This is a genomic window from Micromonospora arborensis (assembly GCF_003205615.1).
Taxonomy (GTDB): Bacteria; Actinomycetota; Actinomycetes; order Mycobacteriales; family Micromonosporaceae; genus Micromonospora; species Micromonospora arborensis.
In genome coordinates this window covers 26,487-51,817 of sequence record NZ_PYBV01000042.1, presented here as the reverse complement: position 1 = coordinate 51,817, position 25,331 = coordinate 26,487, and the positions used below count along the sequence as shown (strand labels likewise).

The following is a 25,331-nucleotide window of genomic DNA, read 5'->3' as shown; positions in this document are numbered from 1 at the left end:
GATGGCCGAGACCGTGACCCCCACGGTGGACGACACCCCGCCTCCGGCGAGCACCCGCCGCGAGCGCAGGGGGTGGTACATCTACGACTGGGCCAACTCCGCGTTCCAGACCACCGTGATCACCGTGTTTCTCGGCCCGTTCCTGACCACCGTCGCCGAGCTGGCCGCCGGCTGCGAACTGGGCGCGGACACCTGCGACGGCTTCGTGTACCCGCTGGGCATCAAGGTCGCCGCCGGCTCCTACTACCCGTACCTGATCTCACTGTCGGTGTTCCTCACCGTGTTCGTACTGCCGGTGATCGGGGCGATCGCCGACCGGTCCGCGCACAAGAAGCGCCTGCTCGGCGGGGCGGCGTTCACCGGCGCCGGCGCGACCATCGCGATGGCCTTCGTCACCGGCGACCGCTACCTGCTCGGCGGGGCGCTGTTCCTGGTCGCCAACATCTCCTTCGGCGCGGCGGTCGTGGTCTACCACTCGTTCCTGCCGCAGCTCGGCGGCCCCGACGAACGCGACGGCATCTCCAGCCGCGGCTGGGCGATCGGCTACCTCGGCGGCGGTCTGCTGCTGGCGCTCAACCTCGTCGCGATCACCCTGCTCGACGAGAAGGACAACCCGCAACGCACCCTGGACCTGGCCCGCTGGTCGATCGTGTCCGCTGGGGTGTGGTGGGCGGTGTTCACGCTGGTGCCGCTGCGCTGGATGCGCGAGCACCCCAGCGCGGCAGCCCTGGCCGGTGGCGGCGGCAACGTGGTCACCGACGGGTTCCGGCAGCTCGGGCGGACCATGCGGGAGATCAAGGCGTACCCGCTGACGTTGTTCTTCCTGCTCGCCTTCCTCGTCTACAACGACGGCATCCAGACCGTCATCACCCTGGCCAGCCAGTACGGCACCGAGGAGCTGCGCCTGGAGCAGGGCACCCTGATCGTGACGATCCTGCTGGTGCAGTTCCTCGCCTTCGGCGGCGCGCTGAGCCTCGGCGCGCTGGCCAAGCGCATCGGCGCCTGGAAGACCGTGCTGCTCAGCCTGGTGCTCTGGACCGGTGTGATCATCGCCGCGTTCCGGCTGCCCGCCGAGGCGCCGGTGCCGTTCATGGTCCTCGGCGCGGCCATCGGCCTGGTCCTCGGCGGCAGCCAGGCGTTGAGCCGCTCACTGTTCAGCCAGCTCATCCCGGCCGGCAAGGAGGGCGAGTACTACGGCTTCTACGAGATCAGCGACAAGGGCACCAGCTGGCTCGGCCCGCTCGCCTTCGGCCTGGTGTTCCAACTCACCTCCTCCTACCGGGTGGGCCTGGTCTCACTCCTGATCTTCTTCGTGGTCGGGTTCGCGCTCCTCGCCGCCGTGCCGATCCGCCGTGCCATCGTCGCCGCCGGCAACACACCACCCCGGGTGCTCTGAGCACGCATCCCGCACCCGACAGATCAGGGCCGGTCGATCGGCTAGGCTGCCCGACCGTGACTGACGACGCCGCCACCGCCCCGACCTGCCTGGCCCACCCGTTCCCCGGCCAGCCGCACGCGCCGGCCGGGTGCGCGGCTGCGCGTGGGCTCGACGGGCGTCCAGTGCACGCCGCGGCGTTGAAGTTCTTCTGGGGGCCGATGGACTGCGGCAAGTCGACGATGGCGCTGCAGATGAACTACAACCACGCTCGGCAGGGCCGTCGTGGGCTGGTCACCACCCGCATCGACCGATCGCTGGGCCCGCAGGTCACCACCCGTATCGGCCTGGCCCATGAGGCCATCGAGGTCACCGACGACCTGGACCTGCGGGCCCTGGTCCGCGGCCGGTGGGCCGACGGGGTACGCGTCGACTACCTGATCTGCGACGAGGCGTGCTTCTACACCGTCGAGCACGTCGAGCAGATGGCTGAGCTGGTCGACAGCTACGACGTCGACGTGTTCGCGTTCGGCCTGGCCACCGACTTCCGGTCCCAACTGTTCCCCGCCGCGCAGCGCCTGTTCGAGTTGGCCGACGAGGTGGCCCGCATTCAGGTCGAGGTCCTCTGCTGGTGCGGCCGGGAAGGGCTGCTCAACGCCCGAGTCGTCGACGGGCGGGTCGTCCGCGAGGGCGCACAGGTCGTCATCGGCGACACCGTGGACACCGCCGAGGTGCGCTACCAGGTGCTCTGCCGCCGGCACTACCGCAGCGGCGACCTCGGCCCCCGCGACTGAGCTGCTCGTACCCGCAACCGGTCGGTCACGATCACGGCGACAGTCACCGCCAACGCCGACGTGGCGCCTGATCGGGGTGACGCTGGGCAGCCTGTGGTTGTCGGCGGCGATCCCGCAGGCGTTCAGCCGGGCTGGTCTGCTCTTCGCGGTGATCTATGTGAGCGTGCAGGTGGGGTGCACCATCTTCGGGTTGTGGGCGGGTCGGTTGCACACCCTCGCGCGGTCGCAGCAACCAGGGTCGCACCGGGGCGGTGGCCGGCGGCTCAGAAGGGATCACCGCACACCCGCCAGTCCCCGCCCTCGCGGACCACTGGCAGGCGGCGTTCCTCGGTGAGCCCACCGTCGCGGGTCACCTTCACGGTCACCGTGCCCTGTGGCCGCCCACTGCGGGTCGCCACCGACACGTCGGTGATCTCGTAGTCGGTGACCATCGGCGGCGTACGCACCCAACTGGTGAAACCGATCGCGCTCCAGCGGCTGCGCGCGTCCGCGCAGAGCCGGTCGTACGCGCCGTCGCTGTCGCCGAGGGCCACCTCACTGAGGAACCCGTCGGCGGTCTCCCGGATCGGGCCGGCGGCCTGACGGACGGTCTGCAGGTTCCAGGCGGCCAGCCCGGCTACCCCGACGCAGCACAGCGCCACGCCGAACCCGGCGAAGGCCAACCCGGTGCGCATCGGGCGGTGACGCCGGGCCGGTCGGCTCCACGGCTGGCCGGCACCCACGACTACCGACCGTAGAGAACACAATCGCACCAAAGGGCGACAAGCCGGAAATCAGCCGCGGGACTGCCCTGTTCGCGGCGGCCACGGATCGTCTACCGTCGGCGCACACCCCCGAGCAGTGCCAGGAGTCGATCGATGAGCCGCTTCGTGCAGCCGGTACCACTCCCCGTCGACCCGTACGCCGGTGATGCCCTCCTGCGGTCCTGGCTGGAGCGTCACCTGGGCCCGAGCGGGCACGCCGCCGCGAAGGGCCGCCTCGCCGACCTGGCCGCCGACGTCAGCGGGCCGCTGCGCGCGGCGCACGCCGACGCGGAGGCGCACCCGCCGACACTCGTCCGCTACGACCCGTGGGGTGCCCGGATCGACCGGGTCGACACCTCCGCCGGCTGGCACACGCAACGCGCCGCCGCCGCCCGCCACGCCGTGGTCGCGCTGCCCTACCTGGCGGACGCACGCGGCACCTGGGGTGCCGCCGCGCGGGTCGTCCAGCACGCCCTGCTGCACCTGTACGGGCCGGAGTCGGCGACCTTCTCCTGCCCGGTGGCGATGGCCGACGGGGCTGCGGCGCTGCTCAGCACACCCGACGTGGACGCCGGGATCCGCGACGCGTGGCTGCCCCGGCTGATCTCCACGGATCCGGCCACGGCGATCACCAGCGGGCAGTGGATGACCGAGTCGCAGGGCGGCTCCGACCTCGGCCGTTCGCGCACGATCGGTCGACCCGCAGCGGACGGTTCGTGGCGGCTGACCGGGGAAAAGTGGTTCTGTTCCGCCGCCGACTCGGCGATGGCGGTGGCGCTGGCCCGACCGGAGGGCGCCGGGCGCGGCAGCCGGGTGCTCGCACCGTTTCTGGTTCCCCGGTACGCGGTCGACTCACCGTTGACCGACGGGGTGGCGCCGGGCGCACCCGCACCGGGCGTCACCGTGCACCGCCTGAAGGACAAGCTCGGCACCCGGGCGCTACCCACCGCCGAGATCGGTCTGCACGACGCCTACGCCGTGCCGTTGGGCGACCCGACGGTGCCCGGCCTGGTCCGGGCGATGACCCTGGTCGTGGTGACCCGGGTGCACAACGCGGCGGCGGCGGCCGGCGGGATGCGACGTGGTCTCGACTACGCCCGGGCGTACGCCGACGTGCGGCACGTCGCCGGCGGGCCGCTGGCCTCCTCGCCGCTGCACCGGGCCACCCTGGGCACCCTCGCGGTCGACGCGGCGGGCGCGTTCGCACTGGCGGGGCACGCGTTCGCGCTGCTGGGAAGGGTCGAGGTTGGTGCCGACCCGGTGGCCGCGGCGGAGTTGCGCATCGTGGCGCCGCTGGCGAAGCTGGCCACCGGACGGCTCGCCGTCAGCTCCGCCAGCGAGTACGTGGAGAGCTTCGGCGGGGCCGGTTACGTGGAGGACACCGGCGTTCCCCGGCTGCTGCGCGACGCGCAGGTGCTGCCGATCTGGGAGGGCACCACCAACGTGCTGGCCCTGGACGTGCTGCGCGCGTTGACCCGGGAGGACGCCGGCACTCCGGTGCTGGGCCGGCTCGCCGCCGCCGTCGACCTGGCCCGACCCCTGTCGCCGGTGTTGGCCGACACCCTGGCCGCCGCCGCCGCGCAGTTGGGCGACACCGTCGCCTCGGTGACCGCCGACCCGGGCGCCGCGGTGGTGCAAGCCGGTGCCCGTGGCCTGGCGCTGCGCCTGGCGTACGCGCTGACCACCGCGCTGCTCGTCGAACACGCCGCATGGGGGGACGAGCAGGCGGAACTGGTGGCCCGGCTGTGGGCGCGGCGCTGGCTGCGGCACGAGGAGATCGCCGAGGACGCCCACCACCACCTGGAACTGCTCTGCTGACCGGCCGACGCGAGCGCAGGCACCCATGTCGGTGCTGATCGAACTGGGCGACGACCGGGGCGCGCCCCGGGACGACGACAGGCCACCGCGGCAGGCATCCCGTGGCCGGCGGGTGGCGCTGCTGCTGGTGGTGTGCGCCCTGCTCGGCGGGGCCGCCGGGCCCGGTTACCTGACGCCTGAGCTCGGGCCGACGGCTCCCGCCGGGGCGACCGTGCTCGGCGCGGGGCCGCTGCTGCTGGTCGTCGACCCCGGCCCGAACCCGCCGACGCTGAGTGCCTACGACGCGGCCGCGCCACATCGCCCGGCGCGGTGGCGGGTCGCGGTGTCGCCCGCCTCCGGGTGGTCCGCCGAAACCGTCGGTGACCTGCTGCTGGTCGTCGAACGCGACCAGGTCCGCGGGACGAGGGTGACCACCGCCCGGTCGATCCGCACCGGCCAGGCGGTCTGGCGACGACCCGAGCGGGTGTACGCGGCCGGCGACGCGGCGGTCGCGGTGAGCGAGGTGCGCAGTGCCTCCGAGCCGGGTCGCCGGGTCGAGGGCAGCGTGCACGGGGTCGATCCGACCACCGGCCTCAATCGTTGGTCGGTGCCGGTGCCCTCCACGGCGGTGCTGCGGGTGCTGCCCGACATGCCGGGGCGGTTGCTGCTGGTGCAGGACGACGGGCTGGCCCGGCTGCTCGACACCCGCGACGGCACCGACCGCGGGCGGGGGTGGCTTCCGCCGGCCGACTACGGCCCGGACAACCCCCAGGTCGTTGGCGCGCACCTGGTGCTGCGGCACCCGAACGGCAGCGGCGGGGCGGCGCTGACCGGTTACGACCTGCCCGGCCTGTCGCCGCGCTGGCAGATGCCGATCGAGCCGGGCGAGCTGACGCTGCGGCCCTGCCAGGGTCTGATCTGCGGGCAGGACCAGCAGGGCCGTTGGGCCATCGACGCGGGCACCGGCGCGCGGCGTTGGACGTGGCCGGCCGGGGCGCACTGGGACGCCGTCGCGGGCGCTCGGGTCGCCAGCGAGTCGATGGTGCTGCTGGGCATGGCGTCGGACGGCCGGCGCGTCCTGGTCGCGACGGTGGGCCCGGACGGCCACCGGGTGATCGCGGTGCTCCCGGCCGGCCTGACCAGCTGCCGGCGGGTCGACACCCGGCTCATCTGCCGCGACGGCACCCGCGTGACGCTCTGGCCACTCGACGCCCCCTGACGGCGCTCAGCGTAGCGGGCCCCGGGCGACGGCGGCGCGCATCGTCTCCGGGTCGTCGACCGGGACGAACTCCAGCCACCAGGTTGCGCCGGCCGCCGCGAGCTCATCGAGGTACGCCCGTTCGGCGCGTTCGTCGGATCGGCGCCGCCGACCACCGATCGCCACGTCGAACGGTTGACCGTCGGCGCGGGTGGGTGGCAGGGCGCTCACCAACTCGTGGACCTCGTCGGGGGTGAAGTCGGACCACCCGTCGGTGTCGGTGAGCTTGTAGGGCACGATGCCGTCGGCGCGGGCCGCACGACGGCGCACCGCTCCGGCCTGGGTGCTGCCGCCAACCCAGACCGGCACTCGGGGCGACTGCACGGGCGCAGGTCGCAACGCCACCCCGTCGGCGCGGTAGTGGGTGCCCTGGTGGCTGACCCGCTCGCCGCTGAGCAGCCCGGTCAGCAGGTCGAGCCCTTCGTCGAGCATCGCGGCGCGCACGGACACGTCGGTCTGCTCGCCGAACGCGGCCATCCCCCGGTCAGCGGGGTCGCCGACACCGACCGCCACGGTGGCGCGGCCCGCGCTGAGGTGGTCGAGGGTGAGGACCTCCCGCGCCAGCTTCGCCGGGCGGCGCCGGGGCAGCGCGGTGACCGTGGTGCCCAACCGCACCCGGTCGGTGCGACCCGCGATCGCGGCGAGCACCAGCCAGGGGTCGTAGGTGAACGGGTCGTCGCCGGAGTAGTGGACCAGGTAATCCTCCAGGAACACGCCGTCCCATCCGGCGCGCTCGGCGAGCTCACCCAGCTCGACCAGGGTGGACACTGTGACGGCGGCACCGCCGCAGGAGATCTCCAGACCGTGTCTCATCCGTCGACCGTACGAGCGAGGTACGACGTACGGCCGCAGCGAGTGTCGTGGGACCGATCCTGTCGGACGGCCGCGACATACTGCCGACGTGACAGTTTCTGCTGACCTCGCAATGGTCAACCTCGACAGTTCCGACCCCGCCGGCCACGCCGCGTTCTACCACGAGGCGCTCGGCTGGGAGATCACCCACAGCCAGGCCGAGTACGCGATGATCAGCTCCGGTGGCGTCTCCATCGGCTTCGGCTTGGTCGAGGGCTACCAGCCGCCGTCCTGGCCGGACCCGACCGGCGCCAAGCGCTACCACCTGGATCTCTACGTCGACGACCTCGCGGCGGCGGAGAAGAAGCTCGTCGCGGCGGGCGCGTCCAAGCCGGAGTTCCAGCCCGGCGGCGAGGGGTGGGTGGTGCTCCTCGACCCGATCGGGCAGCCGTTCTGCATCTGCCCCCGCCCGCAGAGCTGAGACAGCTCGGCGCAACGACAGAAGGAGTCAGCATGGCCGTCACTCTCGTCAACCCGGATGGGTTGCCGAAGCCGGACGTCTACCGTCAGTTGTCGATCGCCACCGGGTCCAGGCTGGTGTTCCTCGCTGGTCAGGTGGCCCGCGACGCCGAAGGGCGCAAAGTCGGTGAGGGAGACTTCGCCGCCCAGGTCGAGCAGTGCTATCTCAACGTTGGCACCGCCCTGACCGAGATCGGCGGGTCCTTCGACGACGTGGCGAAGCTGACCATCTACGTCGTCGACTGGTCTGCCGACAAGATGCCCCTGTTGGGCGAAGGCGTGGCTCGGGCGGCCGAGAAGCTGGGAGTTGACCCGGTCAAGCCCATCACGCTGCTGGGTGTCAGTGCTCTCGGCGAGTCTGATCTCCTCGTCGAGGTCGAAGCCACCGCGGTTCTCGACTAACCAGCGGACGCTCGGCGGCGGGCCCACGTAGAGCGCGTCGCGCTCAGCGGCGGGCCCACGTCGAGCGGATCAGCCGCGGCGGCGGGACCGGGCCGCCCACACCACGTACGCCGGGTCGCGGTCGAGGTTGTGCCGGTCCCTGTCGTAACGGCGGGTGGTGCGTGGGTCGGCGTGGCCCATCGCGTCCTGCACGTCCTCCAGCGGCACGCCCTCGGAACGGGCGGTGGTGGCGAAGGCGTGCCGCAGCGAGTGCGGCGACAGCTTCGCCCAGGCCGGGATGCCGGCCGCGCGGGCAAGCCGACGGACCATCCGGAACACCGAGTGCCGGTCCAGTCGGGCGCCGCTGGCGGTGACCAGCAGCGGCCCGGTCAGCTGCGGCACCGGCACGCCGGTGGCGGCGGCCCGCTGGGCCAGGTAGGCGTCGACGGCGTAGCCGGTGCCGGGGGTCAGGGCGCGGCGGCGCTGCTTGCCGCCCTTGCCGATGAAGCGCACGCTGCGGTGCCCGCGTTCGGTGCCGAGGTCGGTCAGGTCCAGGGAGATGAGCTCCCCGACCCGTAGGCCCAGGTCGGCCAGGAGCGCGATCGCGGCCCGATTGCGCACGGCGGTCGCGCCGGTGTCCGCGTCGGCGGCGGCGAGTAGGGCGTCCACCTCCTCGGGGGTGAGCCCGACGGTGGCGGAGTGGTCCCGGTCGACGCGGGGTCGGTCCGCGCCGGAGACCGGGTTGGCCGGCACCCCGCCGAGTTTGACGAGGAAGTCGTACCAGCTGGACAGCGCGGAGAGCCGACGTGCCACGGTCGCCGGGGTCAGCGGGCGGCCGCTGCGGGCACCGATTGTCGACTCCAGCGCGCGGGCGTACTCGTTGACGTGCAGGAACGTGGCCCGCAGCGGATCCAGGTCGCGGCCGGCGCACCAGCGCAGCCAGCCGGTGACATCACGCCGGTACGCGTCGCGGGTGTGCTCGGACAACCGCCTGTTGCGCAGCCACGCCTCGGTGACCTCGACCGGCCCGCTCGGCAGCGCGGGCGGCGCGGTCGGGCGGGCCAGTACCGGAGCGTCGGAGATCACCATGTGAAAAAGGCTCTCAGCCTCGGGTGGGATCAGCGCGTAGGCGCGCCGGATCCCACCCGTCTCCGTGTCGATCAGGCGATCGTGGTCAGGCGTTGATTTGCCGACGGCCGTCGCCGTTGGCCGTGATGGTCACCCGGCGGGGCTTGGCACGCTCGGCGACGGGGATGCGCAACGTCAGCACCCCGTGCTCGTAGCCCGCCTCCAGCTTGTCGGTGTCCAGTGTGTCGCCCAGGAACAGCCGCCGGGTGAAGGTGCCCATCGGGCGTTCGGCGGCCACCAGCTCGACGCCGTCGCCGACGGGCCGGCGACGCTCGGCGCGGACGGTGAGCACGTTGCGCTCGACGGTGCAGTCGATGCTGTCCGGGTCGACGCCGGGCAGGTCGAACGCCGCGTAGAAGTGGTCGCCGTCGCGGTACGCGTCCAGGTGCATCGTCGCGGGACGGGCTGTCGTACCGAAGAACTGCTCGGTGAGCCGGTCGATCTCGCGGAACGGGTCGGTACGCATCAACATGGTCATGCCTCCTCGGTTCTCCTGGCCGAAGGTGATGGGTTGAGCCTGGGCGGCTCAACTTCCTCTACTTATTTAGCGCGTCCGTCGGCTGGCGTCAACCGCTTCTCGAACCAGTGCTCGGCGTAGGGGCCCCGCGAGTACGCCGGGATCTCCCGGTAGCCGTGCCGCGCGTACAGGGCGCGGGCCTCGACCAGGTCGTTGCGGGTGTCGAGGCGGATCCGGTCCGCCCCGGCCGCCCGGGCTTGTTCCTCAATGGCGGCCAGTAGCGCGGTGCCCCCACCGGCACCACGATGAGCGGGGCGGACGAACACCCGGGTCAGCTCGGCCCAGCCTGGCTGCCAGCGCAGCCCGGCGCAGCCGGCCAGGTCAGCGCCGTGGTGGGCGAGCAGCAGCAGCCCGCTCGGGTCGATCAGGTCGTTGCTGGGCAGCTCGGCCAGCGCCTCGTCGACCTCGCCGGGCAGGGCCGGGCGGCGGTGGTAGCGAACCACCATCTCGGTCATGTACTCACGCAGCAGTTGCACCGCGTCGGGGTGGTCGGGCCGAACGTTGCTGGTCGACCAGGTTGGTCGGACGGTGGTGGTCACCTGTTGATCATCACCGCCCGGTCAACGGCTTTATCCATTCGGTCAGCGGCGACGGGCCGGCAGCAGGGCGATCAGCATGACCGCCACGGCCACGTGCGTCGCGCCGAGGGCCAGCTTGGCGCCGCCGGTGGCCTCGGTGCCGATCAGCGGGGCGAAGGACAGCAACGTCACCAGGACGGCCAGCGATATCCAGACAGGACGGGCGAACCGCTTGGCGAACCGCTCCAGCAGGGCCAACGCCGCCCAGCCGAGCAGGGTGGCGCCCAGCGCGACCGTGACGATCGCGCCGGCCCCGATGACCCTGGCGGGCTGACCCGGGTTCTCGACGGTGTAGTCGACTCCGGCCAGCGCGCCGATCGCCCAGATGGCCAGGCAGGCCACGACGGCGGCGGCGACGCCGAGGGCGCGGCGGCGCAGCAATGGGGTAGTGGGGGTCGCAACGGCGGTAGCGCTCATGACGGCTCCTCGTTCAGGGGAAACGAACGAGGACGACCGTAGCAGATAGTCTTGTTCGGAACTATCTCAATCGGGATCAGCAGCCGGATCGATTGCCAGGCGCGTACGGGGAGGTGTTGGCCAACGGGCCGCTCAACAGCGCCAGGAGGGCACGCAGGAACGCCTCCCGGTCCTGCTCAGGCAGGGTCGCGAGGAGGTCGTCCTGGATGCGCCGGACCACCTGCTGCGCCCGCGAGAGGACCTGCTCCCCCGCCGGGGTCACCGCGACCATCCGGGCCCGCCGATCCGTCGGTACGGGGCGACGCTCGGCCAGCCCGGCCCGCTCCAACTGGTCGAGCGTGACGACCATCGTGGTCTTGTCCACGCCGCATCGCTCACCGATCTCCCGCTGGGTCAGATCGCCGGCGCGGGCCTGGGCAAGCACATAGTGCGCCCGCGGTGAAATGCCCAGCTCGGCCAGCCCTGCGGCGTGCTCGGTCTGCAACGCGTGACTCGCCCAGGAGAGCAGGAACAACAGGTCCGGTGGGCCGTCGGCGGGCGTGCAGGAGGTCATGCGCCGAGGCTAGCAAGATGCTCCGCGACCAGACGATTGGCGCAGCGGACGATCAGGGCCGCTGGTAGATGCCGTGCTCGCGGGTGAGCAACTGCTCGTCGATCAGGTACCGGCGCAGCGTGGCATGGTCCGACCCGCCCGCGGCGCACCACGGCTTGAGGGCGTCGTCGACGGCTCGTTCCGGATAGCGCGTTCCCGGTTCGAACGACCGCTCCGCGATGTGCGCGAGCAGCAGCCGCCGCCGGCTCCGCTGGGCCGGCAGGCCGACCAGGACGCCGGCGCGCAGGAAGGTCCGCAGTACCGGGTCGGCGGCCGGCTCGGCGTCGTCGGCCGGGCGGCTGTCGCGGGCGGCCGACCGGAGCGACGCCTCGTCGGCCGCGAGCGCGCCGTCCACGCCGGTGACGAGGCCCGCGTCGGTGAGCCGGCGGACCCCGGTGAGCACCACCCGCGCCGGCAGGCCGGTCCGTTCGGCGACGTCCGCCGTGCTGGGCGCACCCAGCACGATCGCCGCGAAGATCCGTCGCCGTCCGTCGTCGGCCAGGGCCCCGGCCAGCGCATGCGCAGTCACGCCGGTCACCCTTCCATCATCGGTACGCGGGCCGCCACACGATTTTGGCCCGCTCAGTCGGCTTCCGGTGCGTCTTCCGGCTGCTCGGCGACGAGCAGCACCCGACGCAGCAGGTCGGACAGGTGTCGCCGCTCGGTCGGGGTGAGCGCGCCGAGCAGCCGGTGCTCCTCCGCGCCCTGGATTTCCATCGCCCCGTGCCAGGCGGCCTGACCCGCGTCGGTCAGCTCGACGTCCACCCGGCGACGGTCGACTGTCGACGGAATCCGACGCACGAAGCCTCGCCGCAGCAGGGCGTCCACGCGCGCCGTGATCGAGGCGGGGGCCATCGCGAGATCCGCGGCGAGGTCCGAGGGGGCCGCCCGTCCGCGGCGGCCGGCCAGGGCGTGCAGGGTGTCGTACTCGTGGGCTGGCAGGTCGAGATCGACCAGGACCCGTTCCTTGACCGCCCGCAGGTGCCGGGTCAGTTTGATCATCCTGGTCACCGCGCCCTCGACGTCCGGGTCGAGAGCGGGCACCACGGGCAGCCAGCGCTCGATGTGCCGGTCGACGGCGTCCGGAGTGGCGGTCATGGCCCCAGCTTACGTCAGCGCCGAAATATTCGTTGCCGAAAGATTCGGCGTCGAAGTATGTTGCGGGGTATGCCTCACCCCCTGCGCGCCCGCTCCTTCCGGCTGCTGTTCCTGGGCCGTACCGTCTCCGCTCTCGGCGACGCGGTGGTGCCCGCCGCGCTGGCCCTGGCCGTGCTGCGGGCCACCGGCTCCACCGGCGCGCTGGCCGTCGTCCTCGCCGCGGCGATGGTCCCCCGGTTGCTGCTGCTGCCACTCGGTGGTGTCGTCGCCGACCGGTTCGACGCCCGGCGGGTCGCCCTGCTGGCCGACCTGGTCCGCTGCGCGACCCAACTCGCGGTCGGCCTGCAGTTGCTCGGCGACGACCCGTCACTGACCACTGTCGTCGTGGCGTCCGCGCTCGGTGGCACCGCGTCGGCATTCGCCATGCCGACCGCGTCCCCGCTGGTCGCCGGCACCGTCGAACCGGCCGGCCGGCAGCGGGCCAACGCCCTGATGGGGATCACCGCCAACACCAGCCGGCTCGCCGGCCCGGCGCTGGCCGGCGCGCTGATCTGGGCCGCCGGGCCCGGCTGGGCATTCATCCTCGACAGCGCGTCGTTCGCGCTCAGCGCCACCCTGCTCGCGCTGGTACGCGTCCGCCACGTGCCGGTGCCCCGCCGTTCCGTCCTCGCCGACCTACGGCACGGGTTCGGCGAGGTCCGCGCCCGCGACTGGTTCTGGACCAGCCTGCTCGGGCACGGCGTGTGGAACGGCGCCGCCGCCGTACTGATGACCCTCGGGCCGGCCATCGCCATCGAAAACCTCGGCGGCGAGACGACCTGGGTGCTGTTGTTGCAGGCCGGCGCGATCGGCATGCTCACCGGTTCGCTGCTGGCCGGGCGGGTCCGGCTACACCGGCCGGTGCTGCTGGCCAACCTCGGGCTGGCCAGCTACGCCGCGCCGCTGGTCCTACTCGCCGTCGCCGCGCCCGCCCCAGCGGTGATCGCCGCGTACGCCGTGGCGCTGACCGCCCTCGGCTACCTCAACCCGGTCTGGGAGACCGTCGTGCAGCAGCACTTCCCGCCGGAGGTTCTGGCCCGCGTCACCTCCTACGACTGGCTGGTGTCGCTGGCCGCTATGCCGTTGGGGTACGCCCTGGCACCGCTGGCCGCCGACGCGTTCGGCGCGCCCGTGCCGCTGGCAATCGCCGGCCTACTGGTCCTCGCCTCCTGCGCGGGCACCGCGCTCGTTCCCGGCGTACGCCGACTCACCTGGCCTGCGGCCCCGCAACCGCAACCGGCCGATCCCGTCGCCGTCCGCTGATCCTCACGCGGACGCCGGTGGTGCAGGCCTCCACCGGTGTCCGGTGGGACCTGACGAAGGTCAGGGGTGGTGCCTGTCGTTCGGGTCCTGCGTGGGGGATCCCGGGCTTCCTAGCCTGGCGGGCGTCAACCTCGGCGTGCTCGGCGCCCGCACCGTCGCCCTGCTACGGCTGCGCCGGTCGACCGGCACGACCCCGACGCCCGAGGCGTCAGCCCAGCTCGTCGCCGGATAGCTGCCTGGTCCAGGCGAAAGGCTCCCGGCGCCGGCCGGGGGCCTTTCGCCGACGGGCGAGCACTCACGGGATCCACTCCGGTCCGCCGACATGGCGGTATCCGCGACGAGGAAAAGCGCAATGTCGGCGACCTGGAGTGGATCATGCCCGCGCACGGGTTGCTACTGGCCGATTGCCAAGCCGACCACCTACAAGTGCCTTCGGCGGCGCGGCTGGACCATCCCGGCGCGCGATGTCGGCGATGCTCTGGGCATGGAGTACGTGTCCAGAGTGCCACGACCGCCGCTGGACGGGCTGATCGACGACCTCTACTACCTGGAGGGTGCGCCGCCGTACGCCCGGCTGACGCTGCCGGCAAGTCCGGCGGCGTTGCTCATCGTCAACCTCGGGGCGCCGTTCCGCATCCGCGCCTGCACCGACATCGAGACGGTCGAGTACGCCGACGGCTGCGTAATCACCACGTCCACCCGCGCGTTGGAGTTCGGCTACCCACCCCGGACCTGGTCCGTCGGCGTGCATTTCAAGCCGTGGGGGCTGGCACCGTTCCTGCCGATGCCCGCGGCCGAGCTGTGTGACCGGCCGGTCACGGTGGAGCAGGTGTGGGGCCGGCCCGCCATCGCCGAGCTGCGAGACCGGCTGGCCACGGCGGACGGACCGCACGAGATGCTGACGCTGCTCGAGGAGGAGCTGAGGCGACGGCTGGGCGAACCCGCCGGCCTGGGGCTGGTCCGCCATACGAGCAGCATCATCGCTGCGACCAGCGGGGCGGTGGCTATCGACGACCTGAGGGTTTCCGCCGGTGTCAGCAGCACTCATCTGGCACAGCGGTTCAAAGAGCTCATCGGTGTCACGCCGAAGCGGCTGGCCCGCTCCTACCGCTTCGTCGCCACCGTGTTCGCGATCAACCCCGCCGAACCGATCGACTGGGCCGACCTCGCCGGTGGCGCAGGCTACTTCGACCAGGCCCATTTCGGCCACGAGTTCCGGGCGTTCACCGGGCTCACGCCGACCCGGTACGTCGAGGACCGGCGGCGGTTCCTGCGCGAACATCCCGGCCACGCGCTGGACAGTTGGCCGCTGCCGGCCGATTGATTTCTTACAAGAGCGACAGCTCACCAGACGCTAATTTGGGGGCACCCGAAGCAGAGGAGAGCCCCGTGGGCAAGGTGGTCATGTACAGCTCGGTGTCGGTGGACGGCTTCATCGCCGACGAGAACGACCAGCCCGGACCTCTGTTCGACTGGTTGTCCAGCGGGGACGTCCCTCTGGACGACAGCGGAGTGCTCAAGGTGTCGCAGACGTCCTACGACTACACCCGGCCGTACTGGGACCAGATCGGGGTGACAGTCGCCGGCCGCCACGTCTTCGACCTGACCGACGGCTGGGACGGGAAACCGCCGGGCGGAATCGACCACGTGGTCGTCGTGACGCACCGGCCGGCGCCCGAGGGCTGGGACCCCGAGGCGCCGTTTCACTTCGTCGACGGCGTCGAGGCAGCCGTGGCCAGGGCGCAGGAGCTTGCGGGTGACCGCATGGTCGAGGTCGCCGCCGGCGAGGTCGGTGGCCAGGTGCTTGCCGCGGGCCTGGTCGAGGAGGTGCGTATGGACGTCGTACCGGTGGTGTTCGGGTCCGGCAAGCGCTACTTCGGGTCGGTCGACGCGCAGCACCTGTTGGAGGATCCTGACGTGGTGATCCAGGGCAACCGGGTGCTTCACCTGCGCTATCGGGTGTGCCGCTGACGTCCGTCGTACCTTTGGGCCGACCCCAGGAACCCTCAACTGTGAACCGGTAAACCTCGCGAGCCGATGTGGTGTCTTACTGGGTGACGAGGCCGGGAGGGCAGATGAGGGATTCGCGTGGGGCGGAGTTCGATGACTTCGTTCGCACACGGTCGGTGGCGCTGTTGCGGGTCGCCTTTCTGCTGACCGGTGACCGGCACGCTGCGGAGGACCTGCTTCAGGAAGTGCTGGAGCAGGTGTACGTGCGATGGCGTCGGGTGCAGACCAGCCCGGAGGCGTACGCGCGACGGGCGCTGGTCAACCGCTCGATCAACCGGTGGCGTTGGCGTGCCCGACGTCCGGAACAGGCGCTCGGGGACCACGACGGGGTCGCCCGGGACCACGCCGACACCGTGGCGGTCCGCGAGCTGGTCGTCGGGGCGCTGCGGGCGTTGCCGGCCCGGCAACGGGCCACTGTCGTGCTCCGTTACCTGGAAGACCTGCCAGTCGCCGACGTTGCGGCGGCGATGGGCTGCTCCGAGGGTGCGGTGAAAAGTCACGCGTCGCGCGGGTTGGCGCGGCTGCGAGAGTCGCTGGCCGAATCGAGCCTCGTCACGCCCACGACCGAAACCGGGAGTACGCGATGACCATGAACGACAGTGACGTGCGCGGCATCCTGCATCGCGCGACGGATGACCTGGTCAGTCCGCCGGGCCTGCTCGGCGAGGTGCGCCGGGGTGGTCGGCGCCGGGTGGTGCGCCGGCGGGCCGTGTTGGCGGCGGTCTGCGCGGCCGTGGTGGCCGTGCCGGTGGCTGGCGGACTTCAACTGGTAGGCGACGCGGGAGGGGCACCTGCCGCTGCCCCGCTGCTCGACGAGCCCACCCGAGGTGATCTGGCCACCGATGACGGGTACCTGCGGCAGGTCCGCGCGGCGTGGCAGCGCCAAACGAAGCAGGTCGGGGATCTGCCGCGCGGCGAACCGCACGTCGTGTGGGCAGGAGTTACGCCTGCTGGCCCTGCCGCCTACGTCGCCCAACGCACCGCGCACGGCACAACTGTCGGATTCGTCGAACCCACCGCCGACGGGCCGCACGTCGGCACCCGGACGCAGGTCACCGATGTCCGGACAGACGGCTTCGAGCAGGCGGCACTGCTGGGATCGCAGCGCGACGTGCTGCTGGTGCTCGACTTCGGGCGGCCGGTGGAGTTCTCCGCGGAACTGCGGTACGAGCCCGATGGCACAGTCGAACGGACCTTCACACCGGTGGTGTTCCGAGACGGTGCGGCGGTGTTGTCGGTGCCGCCACAGCGTACGAAGCTCACCGTCGCGCTCTCCGGGACTCCAGTCGGCCGGGAGAACATGATCCACATCGACAGCACGAGCCTGATCCTCTTTCCGGACGGCAAAGACCGGCCGGCGCCACCGCTTGTCCGCCACACGTTGCCCGGCGCGGAGCAGGTGTGGAGCACCGACCCGGCCGCGCAGAACTTCAGCGCGCCAGCCGAAGCCCTCGCCGGGTACGTCGATCCCGTCGGAGTGCACACCCACAACGGTTCTCCCCGTCTGTCGGTCTACGGGGCAACCCCCGACGGCCGGCGGCTCCTCGTGGAAACCATCCAGTACGACGACGATCCTTCCCGCGTCATCGCGCTGCTCGCCCGCAAGTACTTCCCCTTCGAGGCGGTGGGCAGCACGACCGCGGACTGGACGGCACCCCTACCGGTGCGGCTACGACTGCCCGACAACCAGGGCATTCTCGTCGCCGCCGAGGGGTCGGCGCTGAGTTACCGAGTCGGCGAAGGGCAATGGCAAGACGCCGGCCGCAACGCAGCCCTCCTGCCCGCGACCGCCACCGACGTACGCGTCACCGACGCCAACGGCACCACCACCAGCGTCCCGGCCGCTCCCTGACTGAGTCCCGTCGACCGGAACGCCTGCCGGCTCACCTAGACGATTAAGTCCTAACCCTGGCCCGGACTGTGAGCGCAGCCGGCAGCCGGCGGTGACCGTCGGTCACCTCCGTCAGGGCGGATGCGGTAGTGAGCGGTATACCTCAGAGTCATATTCATACCTCTGAGGTATACCGCTCAACAGCACATCGACATGGCAGGCAGCCAAAGCGGACGGCGAGCGTCCTTCGCTGCGCCCGCAGCCCGTCTTGAGTTAGGACCGTCTTACTCGTCTAGGGGGTGTGTGCCACGGAGCCCGTCGCCAGCCGTGCGTGCAGGTGCATGTCGTGCCAGCCGTCGGCGTGGCGAACCGACTCACGGAGCACACCCTCCACGGTGAAGCCGGCCCGGGTGGCCACTCGGCACGACGCCGCGTTCGCGGTCGAGTGCTCCAGGGCCAGCCGGTGCAGACCGGCCCGCGTGAAGCTCCACCGGGTCACTGCCCCCAGCGCGTCGGTGGCGATCCCCCGACCGCGCGCGGCGGGCACCAGCCAGTACGACACCTGCGCCGACGCCTCGGTCAGCAGCACGTCCCGCAGCCCCACCTGACCGACCGGTCGGTCGTCGGCGTCGACGATCGCCCAACTGGCGGCCGTCTCGGCGCGCCAGCGGCCCGCCCACTGCGCCGTCCACGCCCGCGCCTCGTCGTCGCCGTCGAGCCGACGGACGTGCCACCGCTGAATCGCCGGACAGTCGAAGGCGACCCGGACGGCCGTGGCGTCGTCGTCGCGCCACGGCCGCAGCGTCAGCCCGGGGCGTACCGGAAGGTGGGGTTGCTCCTGGGCGCCGAGGCTCCCGGCGGGCAGGGCGGGTGCGACGAGCAACGGCATTCCGCCATTATCGCCGCGGTTCACTCTCCCGTCGGGCCGCCGGCGAGTTCGGCGACCACGTCGAGATGGGTGAGGGGAAGACGGTTACTGTCCGGGAGTGGTCGGCAGGTTGCGGGCGCGCTGTTGCACACCCGCGACGCCGTACGGGTAGTCACCCACCAGCGGGGCGCTCGCCTCGTCCAGCAGCCGCATCTGTGCGGCGTCGAGGACCAGGTCGGCGGCGGTCAGGTTGTCGTCGAGCTGCTCGGTGGTGCGTGCGCCGAGGATCACCGAGGTGACCGCCGGTCGGGCCGCCAACCAGGCCAGCGACACCGCCGACATGGACACTCCGCGTTCACCGGCGACCTGCCCGACCGCGTCGAGCACCCGCCAGGTGCGCTCCTCGGCGTTGCGACCCGCGTACGCCTCGACGCCGCGCTGCGGGTTCTCCCCCAGCCGGGTCGCACCGGTGGGCAGGCTGTCGCGCTGGTACTTGCCGGTCAACCAGCCTCCGCCCAGCGGCGACCAGGGCAGGATGCCGATGCCCTCGTTCTCGCAGACCGGCACCAGCTCGAACTCGATCTCCCGGGCCAGCAGGTTGTACTGCGGTTGCAGGGTCACGATCGGGGTGAGGTTGAGGTGCTGGGTGAGTAGGGCGGCCTTCTGCAACTGCCAACCGGTGAAGTTGCTGACCCCCGCGTAGCGGATCTTGCCGGCGCGCACCGCGTCGTCGAAGAATCGCAGCGTCTCCGGCAGTGGGGTCAGCGGATCCCAGGCGTGCGCCTGGTACAGGTCGACGGCCTCGACGCCGAGCCGCCGCAGGCTGGCGTCCAGGGCGCGGGTGAGGTGCACCCGGGACAGGCCGGCGTCGTTCGCCCCCGGGCCCATCGGGAACCGTCCCTTGGTGGCGATCACCAGCCGGTCACGCAGCTCGGGTCGCGTCCGCAGCCAGCGGCCGACGATGTCCTCCGAGACCCCGGTGGAGTAGACGTCGGCGGTGTCGATGAAGGTGCCGCCCGCCTCGACGAAGCGGTCCAGTTGGGCGAAGCTGCCGGCCTCGTCGGTCTCCGCGCCGAAGGTCATCGTGCCCAGACACAGGGTCGACACCACCGTGCCGGTGGCGCCCAGAGTGCGATAGCGCATATCGTCCTTTCGGTCCGAGTGACAAAGCTGATCTTCGCACTCGACGGGGCCACCTGCACGGGAGGCCGCCGGACCCTGGGCACGGGCACCCACGCCGCCACCTCGCGGGTCATCATGAGCGGGTGAGCGAGCCCGCGATCGACATCGACCGACCTCACGAGCCGGCTCAGTCGCCATCGCCGGGGTCACCACCGGAGCCCGGCGCGTCCACGCGCGCCCCGTGGCTGATCGCCGCGGCGACCAGCCTGACGTTGCTGCTGCTCGCCGGCCGTTACGGCTATCACCGCGACGAGCTGTACTTCCTGCTCGCCGGCCGACACCTCGACTGGGGCTACGTCGATCAGGGCCCGCTGGTCCCGGTGCTGGCCCGGCTACTGGACACGATCGCGCCGGGCAACCTGGTGGTGCTGCGTACCCCGTCGGCGTTGCTGGCCGGCGGTGCGGTGCTGCTGGTCGCCGCCATCGCCCGCGAGTTGGGCGCCGGCCGGGGCGCGCAGACCGTCGCCGCAGGGCTCGCCGCGCTGTCCGGCATCGTGCTCGCCGGCGGGCACCTGCTCAGCACCACCACCGTCGACCTGCTGGTCTGGCTGGTCGCGGCGTGGTGCACGGTGCGGTTGCTGCGTACCGGTGACAGCCGCTGGGCGCTGGGCATCGGGCTGACGCTGGGTGTGGGCATGCTCAGCAAGGTGCTGCCCGCACTGCTGGCCGTGGGCCTGATCGCCGGAGTGCTCATCGCCGGGCCACGTCGGTTGCTGCGGGACCGGTGGGTGCTCGCCGGTGCCGGGATCGCCGTGCTGCTGGCCGCGCCGAACCTGATCTGGCAGGCGGCGAACGGCTTCCCGCAGCTCGGTGTGGCGGCCTCCATCTCCGAGGGCGACAGCTCCTACAGTGGCCGCCTCGACGCGTTCACTCTCCAGTTCGTCATCATCAGCCCCTACGCCGTACCGATCTGGATCGCCGGCCTCGTCGCGCTGCTGCGGCGACCGGCGTGGCGGGCCTACCGGGCGGTGGGCTGGGCCTGGGTGGTCGTGGTCGGCGTCGTGCTGATCGCCGGCGGCAAGGGTTACTACGACGCGCCGCTGCTGCTGGTCCTCACCGCCGCCGGCACGGTGGTGACCGTCGCGTGGGCGTCGCGCGGGTCGGTCCGGCTGCGGCGAGGGCTGCTCGCGCTGGGCACGGTGCCGCTCCTGCTGCCCAACATCGTGCTGCTGCTGCCGGTGCTGCCGGCCGACCGGTTGCCCGGTTTCGTCGTCGACGTCAACTACGACGCCGGCGAGACGATCGGCTGGCCGGCTCTCGCCGACTCGGTCGCCGCCGTCCACCGTGGACTGCCGTTGGAGGAACGCTCCCGGGCGGTCATCCTCACCAGCAACTATGGCGAGGCCGGTGCGCTGGCCCGGTACGGTCCGACCCGTGAGCTGCCCCGGGCGTACTCCGGGCACAACAGCATGGTCGACTTCGGTCGACCGCCCGCCAACGCGGACGTGGTCATCGCGGTCGGTTGGGAGCGCGCCGATCCGCTGAACGCCTGGTTCGACGAGTGCACGCTCGCCGGCCGGGTGGACCAGCGGGTTGAGGTGGACAACGACGAGAATGGCGGCCCGATCCACGTGTGCCGCGGGCTGCGGCGTCCGTGGGCGCAGATCTGGGACAGCGAGGTACGCCACACGGGCTGAACCGTGGTCAGCCCGTGTTCTCGCCGGTGAGCCAGGTTTGGATGCCGGCCAGGGCCTCCGGGCCGGAATTGGCGTCGACGTCGCGGGCGAGGTCGGCGATCGTGATGGCGGCGAGCGCCTGGTGCCACGCGTCTTCGGCCGCCCACATCGCGCGGGCGACCGGGCACGGCGTGGTGCAGGCATCGGCCGGCGTCGCGAACGGGCCGCGCTGGCGGATCTCCGTGCAGACGAAGGTGGGCCCGGGACCGTCGACGGCTCGGACCACGTCGAGCAGGGTGATGCTCTCCGGCGCGCGGGTCAGGACGTAGCCGCCCGCCTTGCCCTGAACGGAGTGGATCAGGCCAGCGCGGGCCAGGGCCTGGAGCTGCTTGGCGAGGTAGCTGCCGGAGACGTCGTGCAGCTCCGCCAGTTTGGCCGCCGGGACGGGCGTGCTGCTGGCCGTGAGGACCACGCAGCAGTGCAGCGCCCACTCGACCCCGCCGGACATCTTCATGACGCCACCCTAACCAACCCCGGTTTCTCGGACTTCGAATGTCCGAGTACTGTTCTCGGACAGAAGAAGTCCGAGTTTAGGACTGCCTCAAGCCGGACAACCGGCACATAGTCCAGGGAAGGTGTATTGGCATGAAAATCGCCGTACTGGGTGGGACCGGGCTCATCGGGTCGCAGGTCGTGAAGATCCTGCAGACGGCCGGGCACGAAGTGGTGCCGCTCTCGCTGTCCACCGGGGTGGATCTCCTCACCGGGCAGGGCCTGTCGGAGGCACTCACCGGAGCCGAGGTCGTCGTCAACCTGACCAACTCGCCGACCTTCGACGACGCCTCCCCCGCCTTCTTCCAGACGACCATGGACAACCTGCTGGCCGCTGCCGCGAGCGCGGGTGTCGGTCACGCGGTGGCGCTCTCCATCGTCGGCGTCGACCAGGTGCCGGACCTGGCCTACTACCGCGCCAAGGTCCTCCAGGAGGACATCCTCACGGCCGGTCCCGTTCCGTACTCGATCGTCCGCGCCACCCAGTTCTTCGAGTTCGTCGACGCGATCCTGTCGTGGACGGCCGACGACACCACCGTCCGCCTGCCCAGCACCCCCGTGCAGCCCATCGCCGCCGCCGACGTGGCGCAGGCCGTCGCGGAGGTCAGCATGGGCACGCCGCTGCAGGGCATCCGCAACGTCGCCGGCCCCGACGTCTTCGCCCTCGACGAGTTGGGGCGCATCACCCTCGCGGCCCGCGGTGACCAGCGCACCGTCACCACCGACGACGGCGCCGGCATGTTCGCCGCCGTGCCCGGTGACGTCCTCGTCGCTCCCGACGCCGCCGTCATCGCGCCCACCGGCTACCGGGAGTGGCTCGGCCGCCAGGCCTGAGGCCAGCCGCCCCGCGCGTCGCTGTGGTGATCGACTGCCACAGCGACGCGCGGGTACGGTGTCGGCGTGCTGTCGGCGGTGAAGGGTCTGTCTCGTTACCACACCGAGGAGTCGCTGCGCGCGTACCTGCTGGAGCGCTCGCACCGCACCGACGATGACTGTCTCGTCATCCACGGCTACGGGTCACGACGAGGAATCCACCAGAAGGTCGCCGGTCGGGCCTGGGCGCACATCGCCGCGTTCGTGGTCCTCGTCGGCGGGTACGACCCCGCCCTCGACGTCGACCAGACCTGCGGCAGGGCCGACTGCATCGAACCGACGCACCTGCGCCAGGTCAGCCGCTCGGAGGCCTGCCGAACCCGGGCGCAGGCGGCACAGTGCCGCAACGGCCACGATCGTGAACTCGACGCCACGACGGGCCGCTACCGCCGGGTCTGCCGGGTCTGCAACCAGGAGGCGCAGCGCCGGTGGCGTGAGCGCGCGGCCGCCGAGGTGGCGCAGGCGCGCGCCGCGTACGGCCGCGGGTAGCTCCCACCTTGGCGATTTGCCCCCGCGATCGCCAAGGTGGGCCGAACCTAGGAGCCCCCGTTGTCCGCGACGTTGGCGACCATCGTGCGCAGCACCTTGAGCGCGGCCACGTACTCTTCGTCACTGACGCCCTTGTGGACCACGGCGCGCAGTTCGGTCACCAGCTCGCGCAACCGCACCCTGGCGGCCTCTCCGGCGTCGGTGAGCTGCAGGCGCTGCCCGGCGTCGACCCGGAGCCAGCCGCGGTGGAGCAGCTGGTCGATGACACGAGCGATCTCGTGCGGCCCGTCCGCGAGGGGTGTCAGCTGGAGGACGACCTCCTCGCGGCTCGGCGCCACGGGCCCGCCATCAACTCGGTTGAGCACCCAGTACTGCGGCTGCGTGACGTCGATCCTGGCCATGGCGTCACGCAGATGCTGGGTGACTGCCGCGTGGGCGAGGCCACTCCAGTACCCGATGGGCTGAGTGGCCAGCATGTCGTCGGTGGCGGCCGGATCAGCCGGCGCCTGGTCTGTGGTGGCGTCAGTCAGGGATCTCATCAACGCGACGCTATAGCCCTCATCGCACCGCCAGCGCTACGGGTCGACGATTGCAGGCGCGAAGCCCTGCTCCAGGCACTCGTCGACCGCGTCGCCACCGAAGTCAACGGCAACGCCGACCCCGCCGCCGATTGGCGGCCCATGCTCACCGCGATGGCCGTACGCCTGCGCGGCATCCTGCGCACGCACCCCGGCGTCACCGCCGTGGTTGCCACGAAGAGCGTCTCACCGACGGTCGCGCAGCAGATCGCCGACCGCATCGGGCCACCCCTGCTCACCGTCGCCTACTTCGCCATGACGACCCTCGTGGACCTCGCTCCGCTCAACAACGTCACCGCCGCCACGCGCCGCGAGAAGACCATCGAGGTCGCGGTCAACGCGCCCGTCATGACGTTGCCCGCCGTCCTGGTCCTGGTCGCGGCCACGCTGCACACCGTCGTCCCCGCGTACGCTGCCGCTGGCCTCGAACTGCTCATCGTCCTCGGCGGGCTGGCACTGTGGTGGCTGCCCTACCTTGCCGGGGTGACCGTCCCCTGGGCGACCGCCGGCACCGGCGAGACCTGGGCCCAGTTGCACGCCCGCACGTACGCCAGGACCATCGTCGTGTTGCCGCGGATCGGCAACCGCCCTCGGCCCAACCTGGAACACATGATCCTGCACTCGCTCCTGCTCGCGGCGGCCGCCGTCACCTTCGCCTACGCCTCGAACATCTGACGTGCTGGCGCCGGGCCAGCCCACGGCCTCGCGGAAGCTACATCCTCCTCGAAGAAGTCGACGACTCCGGGCCCGTCCTGCAGGTTGATCGGTACCACCCGCTGTTCGTGGGGACGGCGGTGACCAAGCCGGACGGCGGATGCGACGCGGCAGGAAGCCCGTCTTTAGTCCGATGTCCCGGGTGGCGCAGTGTGGCAACGTTGCCCCGTGACGACAATTGATCGTGAGGTCCGGCGCCGGCACCGAGTCGTGACGGTGCTGGCCGGTGGGGTTCTTCTCGGCGTGGTGGACCTGTTGCTGCAGCGCAGCCTGCCGTACCCCTGGGCGAACCTGGCCAACTCAAGCGCCGTCTGGGCGGTCGGCGCGTTCGGCATCGGGTGGTGGCTACGCGCCGACTGGCGGCGGTCCGCAGTCGCCGGGATCGTGCTGCTGGTCGTCGCCGTAGAGGCGTACTACCTCGCGGCGGTCGTCCTGATGAACGACAGCGTGCAGAATCTGTCGTCCCCGACGACGATGGCGTGGCTGTTCTTCGGGGTCCTCGCCGGCGCCGTCTTCGGTGCGGCGGGTGGACTGAGCCACGACGGGCAGACCCGGCTGCGAGCGATCCCCATGGCCGCGCCGGGCGCGGTTCTGCTCGCCGAAGCGGCCATGCTGGCCAACCGCAGCGCGGAACCCGGCAGTGGCTCGCGTTACCGCGCCGACAGCCTGCAAACCGCGGTGATCGAGGCGGTGCTCGGTGTCACACTGATCCTGCTCGTCGCGCGGACCAAGCGGGTACGTCTGCAAGCGATCGCCGCGGCAACGGTCCTCGCGCTGCTCGGCTTCGTCGCGTACACCATTGCCGGCTTCGGCAGCTGATCAGTGCCGCATCAGCCCCGTCATGCGAATCGGCTCCGTGTGCCCCGTGGGCGGCGCGTTGCCATACAGATCAAGCCCGATGTCGACAACCACCGAACGCTCCAGGCCGGCGACCTCTGCCAGTGGTATCCACTGCGCCAGGTCGGTTGTGCCGTCCGTCTCGGGTCGAAGCTCACCGGCAACGATCCGGGCCCGGTAGAAGACGGCCAGCATGTGTAGGTCGACAACTCCGCCGTCGTAGCTTTCCACGGTCCTCGTTCGCGAGTTCACACCGAGCAACTGCTCGACCTGAGCCTCGTACCCTGTCTCCTCCGCCACCTCCCGCACGACGGCGTCGAACGGATCCTCGGCATGCTCGATCCCACCGCCGGGCAGCGTCCAGTGCCGGCGAGCCCTGTCCGGCGAAACCCAGCGGGCGAGCAGCAGATGCTCGTTCCGCAGACACACCGCGTACGCGGCAACCCTGAGCCGTTGCGTGGTCACAGTGACCTCCTCGCCGAGTCCCCGG

The 25,331-nt window shown here is 71.6% G+C and carries 31 protein-coding genes; 17 read left to right on the top strand and 14 right to left on the bottom strand.

Translation table 11 applies throughout. The features are described from left to right. Nucleotide 1: 1 nt before the first annotated feature. Together C7C45_RS27825 and C7C45_RS27820 are read left to right on the top strand one after the other, a co-directional pair. Nucleotides 2-1,396 carry an MFS transporter gene (locus C7C45_RS27825; protein ID WP_110566940.1) on the top strand — a complete coding sequence of 465 codons (1,395 nt, stop codon included), beginning with the start codon at nucleotides 2-4 and terminating at the stop codon, nucleotides 1,394-1,396. A 56-nt stretch (nucleotides 1,397-1,452) separates the two neighbouring features. After that, nucleotides 1,453-2,169 carry a thymidine kinase gene (locus C7C45_RS27820; RefSeq protein WP_110566938.1) on the top strand — a complete coding sequence of 239 codons (717 nt, stop codon included), beginning with the start codon at nucleotides 1,453-1,455 and terminating at the stop codon, nucleotides 2,167-2,169. Between the two features lie 263 nt (nucleotides 2,170-2,432). Here C7C45_RS27820 and C7C45_RS27815 read toward each other — a convergent pair whose 3' ends face one another. Next, on the bottom strand, nucleotides 2,433-2,891 hold the full coding sequence (locus C7C45_RS27815) for an Rv0361 family membrane protein (RefSeq protein WP_110566936.1): 459 nt from the start codon (nucleotides 2,889-2,891) through the stop codon (nucleotides 2,433-2,435). Nucleotides 2,892-3,026: 135 nt separating this feature from the next. Between C7C45_RS27815 and C7C45_RS27810 the strand changes: the two genes are divergently transcribed. Both C7C45_RS27810 and C7C45_RS27805 read left to right on the top strand, forming a co-directional pair. Next, nucleotides 3,027-4,730, top strand: a complete 1,704-nt coding sequence (locus C7C45_RS27810; protein WP_110566934.1) for an acyl-CoA dehydrogenase family protein — start codon at nucleotides 3,027-3,029, stop codon at nucleotides 4,728-4,730. 25 nt (nucleotides 4,731-4,755) lie between these two features. Next, nucleotides 4,756-5,928 (top strand): PQQ-binding-like beta-propeller repeat protein, encoded by a 1,173-nt coding sequence (locus tag C7C45_RS27805; RefSeq protein ID WP_110566932.1) that lies wholly within the window; start codon nucleotides 4,756-4,758, stop codon nucleotides 5,926-5,928. A gap of 6 nt (nucleotides 5,929-5,934) precedes the next feature. Here the strand turns inward: C7C45_RS27805 and C7C45_RS27800 are convergent, their stop codons facing one another. After that, complete coding sequence (locus C7C45_RS27800) at nucleotides 5,935-6,780, bottom strand: LLM class flavin-dependent oxidoreductase (RefSeq protein WP_110566930.1); 846 nt, start codon at nucleotides 6,778-6,780, stop codon at nucleotides 5,935-5,937. Between the two features lie 88 nt (nucleotides 6,781-6,868). On the opposite strand from C7C45_RS27800, the gene C7C45_RS27795 reads away from it, so the two are divergent. Continuing rightward, entirely contained in the window at nucleotides 6,869-7,240 is a 372-nt protein-coding gene (locus tag C7C45_RS27795; protein ID WP_110566928.1) for a VOC family protein, read from the top strand. A 32-nt stretch (nucleotides 7,241-7,272) separates the two neighbouring features. Continuing rightward, nucleotides 7,273-7,680: a RidA family protein gene (locus C7C45_RS27790; protein ID WP_110566926.1), complete on the top strand. Its 408-nt coding sequence runs from the start codon at nucleotides 7,273-7,275 to the stop codon at nucleotides 7,678-7,680. A gap of 69 nt (nucleotides 7,681-7,749) precedes the next feature. Here C7C45_RS27790 and C7C45_RS27785 read toward each other — a convergent pair whose 3' ends face one another. The 7 genes from C7C45_RS27785 to C7C45_RS27755 all read right to left on the bottom strand — a co-directional run bounded on the left by C7C45_RS27785 (nucleotide 7,750) and on the right by C7C45_RS27755 (nucleotide 11,989). Then, a complete protein-coding gene (locus C7C45_RS27785) occupies nucleotides 7,750-8,748 on the bottom strand; it encodes a tyrosine-type recombinase/integrase (protein ID WP_110566924.1) in 999 nt (332 codons plus the stop codon). 85 nt (nucleotides 8,749-8,833) lie between these two features. Beyond that, complete coding sequence (locus tag C7C45_RS27780; protein WP_110566922.1) at nucleotides 8,834-9,259, bottom strand: Hsp20/alpha crystallin family protein; 426 nt, start codon at nucleotides 9,257-9,259, stop codon at nucleotides 8,834-8,836. A gap of 68 nt (nucleotides 9,260-9,327) precedes the next feature. Further along, nucleotides 9,328-9,843: a GNAT family N-acetyltransferase gene (locus tag C7C45_RS27775; RefSeq protein ID WP_244200602.1), complete on the bottom strand. Its 516-nt coding sequence runs from the start codon at nucleotides 9,841-9,843 to the stop codon at nucleotides 9,328-9,330. Between the two features lie 42 nt (nucleotides 9,844-9,885). Further along, nucleotides 9,886-10,299: a DUF6069 family protein gene (locus C7C45_RS27770; protein WP_146247422.1), complete on the bottom strand. Its 414-nt coding sequence runs from the start codon at nucleotides 10,297-10,299 to the stop codon at nucleotides 9,886-9,888. Between the two features lie 76 nt (nucleotides 10,300-10,375). After that, entirely contained in the window at nucleotides 10,376-10,852 is a 477-nt protein-coding gene (locus C7C45_RS27765; protein WP_110566918.1) for a MarR family winged helix-turn-helix transcriptional regulator, read from the bottom strand. 52 nt (nucleotides 10,853-10,904) lie between these two features. Continuing rightward, nucleotides 10,905-11,420, bottom strand: coding sequence for a DUF2087 domain-containing protein (locus C7C45_RS27760; protein WP_110567008.1), 516 nt, complete (start codon nucleotides 11,418-11,420; stop codon nucleotides 10,905-10,907). Between the two features lie 53 nt (nucleotides 11,421-11,473). Next, nucleotides 11,474-11,989 (bottom strand): MarR family winged helix-turn-helix transcriptional regulator, encoded by a 516-nt coding sequence (locus tag C7C45_RS27755; RefSeq protein ID WP_110566916.1) that lies wholly within the window; start codon nucleotides 11,987-11,989, stop codon nucleotides 11,474-11,476. Between the two features lie 69 nt (nucleotides 11,990-12,058). Between C7C45_RS27755 and C7C45_RS27750 the strand changes: the two genes are divergently transcribed. The 6 genes from C7C45_RS27750 to C7C45_RS27730 all read left to right on the top strand — a co-directional run bounded on the left by C7C45_RS27750 (nucleotide 12,059) and on the right by C7C45_RS27730 (nucleotide 17,153). Continuing rightward, nucleotides 12,059-13,291, top strand: a complete 1,233-nt coding sequence (locus C7C45_RS27750; protein WP_110566914.1) for an MFS transporter — start codon at nucleotides 12,059-12,061, stop codon at nucleotides 13,289-13,291. A gap of 91 nt (nucleotides 13,292-13,382) precedes the next feature. Then, nucleotides 13,383-13,523, top strand: a complete 141-nt coding sequence (locus tag C7C45_RS34240) for a hypothetical protein (RefSeq protein WP_167454847.1) — start codon at nucleotides 13,383-13,385, stop codon at nucleotides 13,521-13,523. A gap of 252 nt (nucleotides 13,524-13,775) precedes the next feature. Beyond that, nucleotides 13,776-14,615 carry a helix-turn-helix domain-containing protein gene (locus C7C45_RS27745; RefSeq protein WP_208641373.1) on the top strand — a complete coding sequence of 280 codons (840 nt, stop codon included), beginning with the start codon at nucleotides 13,776-13,778 and terminating at the stop codon, nucleotides 14,613-14,615. A 65-nt stretch (nucleotides 14,616-14,680) separates the two neighbouring features. Next, entirely contained in the window at nucleotides 14,681-15,262 is a 582-nt protein-coding gene (locus C7C45_RS27740; protein WP_110566912.1) for a dihydrofolate reductase family protein, read from the top strand. A 104-nt stretch (nucleotides 15,263-15,366) separates the two neighbouring features. Further along, nucleotides 15,367-15,888 (top strand): SigE family RNA polymerase sigma factor, encoded by a 522-nt coding sequence (locus C7C45_RS27735; RefSeq protein ID WP_110566910.1) that lies wholly within the window; start codon nucleotides 15,367-15,369, stop codon nucleotides 15,886-15,888. Then, nucleotides 15,885-17,153 carry a hypothetical protein gene (locus tag C7C45_RS27730; protein WP_146247421.1) on the top strand — a complete coding sequence of 423 codons (1,269 nt, stop codon included), beginning with the start codon at nucleotides 15,885-15,887 and terminating at the stop codon, nucleotides 17,151-17,153. The genes C7C45_RS27735 and C7C45_RS27730 overlap by 4 nt, the downstream gene beginning before the upstream one ends. Before the next feature lie 271 nt (nucleotides 17,154-17,424). On the opposite strand, the gene C7C45_RS27725 is transcribed toward C7C45_RS27730, so the two are convergent. Together C7C45_RS27725 and C7C45_RS27720 are read right to left on the bottom strand one after the other, a co-directional pair. Beyond that, nucleotides 17,425-18,021, bottom strand: a complete 597-nt coding sequence (locus C7C45_RS27725) for a GNAT family N-acetyltransferase (protein ID WP_110566906.1) — start codon at nucleotides 18,019-18,021, stop codon at nucleotides 17,425-17,427. A gap of 84 nt (nucleotides 18,022-18,105) precedes the next feature. Continuing rightward, a complete protein-coding gene (locus C7C45_RS27720; protein ID WP_110566904.1) occupies nucleotides 18,106-19,143 on the bottom strand; it encodes an aldo/keto reductase in 1,038 nt (345 codons plus the stop codon). A 122-nt stretch (nucleotides 19,144-19,265) separates the two neighbouring features. Here C7C45_RS27720 and C7C45_RS27715 point away from each other — a divergent pair, with 122 nt between their 5' ends. Then, nucleotides 19,266-20,819, top strand: coding sequence for a glycosyltransferase family 39 protein (locus C7C45_RS27715; RefSeq protein WP_110566902.1), 1,554 nt, complete (start codon nucleotides 19,266-19,268; stop codon nucleotides 20,817-20,819). A gap of 7 nt (nucleotides 20,820-20,826) precedes the next feature. On the opposite strand, the gene C7C45_RS27710 is transcribed toward C7C45_RS27715, so the two are convergent. Next, nucleotides 20,827-21,312: an RrF2 family transcriptional regulator gene (locus C7C45_RS27710; protein WP_110566900.1), complete on the bottom strand. Its 486-nt coding sequence runs from the start codon at nucleotides 21,310-21,312 to the stop codon at nucleotides 20,827-20,829. A 131-nt stretch (nucleotides 21,313-21,443) separates the two neighbouring features. On the opposite strand from C7C45_RS27710, the gene C7C45_RS27705 reads away from it, so the two are divergent. Both C7C45_RS27705 and C7C45_RS27700 read left to right on the top strand, forming a co-directional pair. Next, nucleotides 21,444-22,184 (top strand): SDR family oxidoreductase, encoded by a 741-nt coding sequence (locus C7C45_RS27705; RefSeq protein WP_110566899.1) that lies wholly within the window; start codon nucleotides 21,444-21,446, stop codon nucleotides 22,182-22,184. Between the two features lie 66 nt (nucleotides 22,185-22,250). Further along, entirely contained in the window at nucleotides 22,251-22,712 is a 462-nt protein-coding gene (locus tag C7C45_RS27700; RefSeq protein ID WP_110566897.1) for an HNH endonuclease, read from the top strand. A gap of 47 nt (nucleotides 22,713-22,759) precedes the next feature. Here C7C45_RS27700 and C7C45_RS27695 read toward each other — a convergent pair whose 3' ends face one another. Further along, nucleotides 22,760-23,251: a MarR family winged helix-turn-helix transcriptional regulator gene (locus C7C45_RS27695; protein ID WP_110566895.1), complete on the bottom strand. Its 492-nt coding sequence runs from the start codon at nucleotides 23,249-23,251 to the stop codon at nucleotides 22,760-22,762. Between the two features lie 153 nt (nucleotides 23,252-23,404). Between C7C45_RS27695 and C7C45_RS27690 the strand changes: the two genes are divergently transcribed. Both C7C45_RS27690 and C7C45_RS27685 read left to right on the top strand, forming a co-directional pair. Then, a complete protein-coding gene (locus C7C45_RS27690; protein ID WP_146247420.1) occupies nucleotides 23,405-23,965 on the top strand; it encodes a hypothetical protein in 561 nt (186 codons plus the stop codon). A gap of 207 nt (nucleotides 23,966-24,172) precedes the next feature. Continuing rightward, nucleotides 24,173-24,823, top strand: coding sequence for a DUF6518 family protein (locus C7C45_RS27685; RefSeq protein WP_146247419.1), 651 nt, complete (start codon nucleotides 24,173-24,175; stop codon nucleotides 24,821-24,823). On the opposite strand, the gene C7C45_RS27680 is transcribed toward C7C45_RS27685, so the two are convergent. Beyond that, nucleotides 24,824-25,306, bottom strand: coding sequence for an NUDIX hydrolase (locus tag C7C45_RS27680; RefSeq protein ID WP_110566889.1), 483 nt, complete (start codon nucleotides 25,304-25,306; stop codon nucleotides 24,824-24,826). Between the last annotated feature and the right edge of the window lie 25 nt (nucleotides 25,307-25,331).

Coding starts and splice junctions, on each gene's coding strand:
- C7C45_RS27825 (WP_110566940.1), top strand. CDS start 2: ATGGCCGAGACCGTGACCCCCACGGTGGACGACACCCCGCCTCCGGCG.
- C7C45_RS27810 (WP_110566934.1), top strand. CDS start 3,027: ATGAGCCGCTTCGTGCAGCCGGTACCACTCCCCGTCGACCCGTACGCC.
- C7C45_RS27805 (WP_110566932.1), top strand. CDS start 4,756: ATGTCGGTGCTGATCGAACTGGGCGACGACCGGGGCGCGCCCCGGGAC.
- C7C45_RS27800 (WP_110566930.1), bottom strand. CDS start 6,780: ATGAGACACGGTCTGGAGATCTCCTGCGGCGGTGCCGCCGTCACAGTG.
- C7C45_RS27790 (WP_110566926.1), top strand. CDS start 7,273: ATGGCCGTCACTCTCGTCAACCCGGATGGGTTGCCGAAGCCGGACGTC.
- C7C45_RS27785 (WP_110566924.1), bottom strand. CDS start 8,748: ATGGTGATCTCCGACGCTCCGGTACTGGCCCGCCCGACCGCGCCGCCC.
- C7C45_RS27780 (WP_110566922.1), bottom strand. CDS start 9,259: ATGTTGATGCGTACCGACCCGTTCCGCGAGATCGACCGGCTCACCGAG.
- C7C45_RS27770 (WP_146247422.1), bottom strand. CDS start 10,299: ATGAGCGCTACCGCCGTTGCGACCCCCACTACCCCATTGCTGCGCCGC.
- C7C45_RS27765 (WP_110566918.1), bottom strand. CDS start 10,852: ATGACCTCCTGCACGCCCGCCGACGGCCCACCGGACCTGTTGTTCCTG.
- C7C45_RS27755 (WP_110566916.1), bottom strand. CDS start 11,989: ATGACCGCCACTCCGGACGCCGTCGACCGGCACATCGAGCGCTGGCTG.
- C7C45_RS27750 (WP_110566914.1), top strand. CDS start 12,059: ATGCCTCACCCCCTGCGCGCCCGCTCCTTCCGGCTGCTGTTCCTGGGC.
- C7C45_RS27745 (WP_208641373.1), top strand. CDS start 13,776: ATGGAGTACGTGTCCAGAGTGCCACGACCGCCGCTGGACGGGCTGATC.
- C7C45_RS27735 (WP_110566910.1), top strand. CDS start 15,367: ATGAGGGATTCGCGTGGGGCGGAGTTCGATGACTTCGTTCGCACACGG.
- C7C45_RS27730 (WP_146247421.1), top strand. CDS start 15,885: ATGACCATGAACGACAGTGACGTGCGCGGCATCCTGCATCGCGCGACG.
- C7C45_RS27725 (WP_110566906.1), bottom strand. CDS start 18,021: ATGCCGTTGCTCGTCGCACCCGCCCTGCCCGCCGGGAGCCTCGGCGCC.
- C7C45_RS27720 (WP_110566904.1), bottom strand. CDS start 19,143: ATGCGCTATCGCACTCTGGGCGCCACCGGCACGGTGGTGTCGACCCTG.
- C7C45_RS27710 (WP_110566900.1), bottom strand. CDS start 21,312: ATGAAGATGTCCGGCGGGGTCGAGTGGGCGCTGCACTGCTGCGTGGTC.
- C7C45_RS27705 (WP_110566899.1), top strand. CDS start 21,444: ATGAAAATCGCCGTACTGGGTGGGACCGGGCTCATCGGGTCGCAGGTC.
- C7C45_RS27695 (WP_110566895.1), bottom strand. CDS start 23,251: ATGAGATCCCTGACTGACGCCACCACAGACCAGGCGCCGGCTGATCCG.
- C7C45_RS27690 (WP_146247420.1), top strand. CDS start 23,405: ATGGCCGTACGCCTGCGCGGCATCCTGCGCACGCACCCCGGCGTCACC.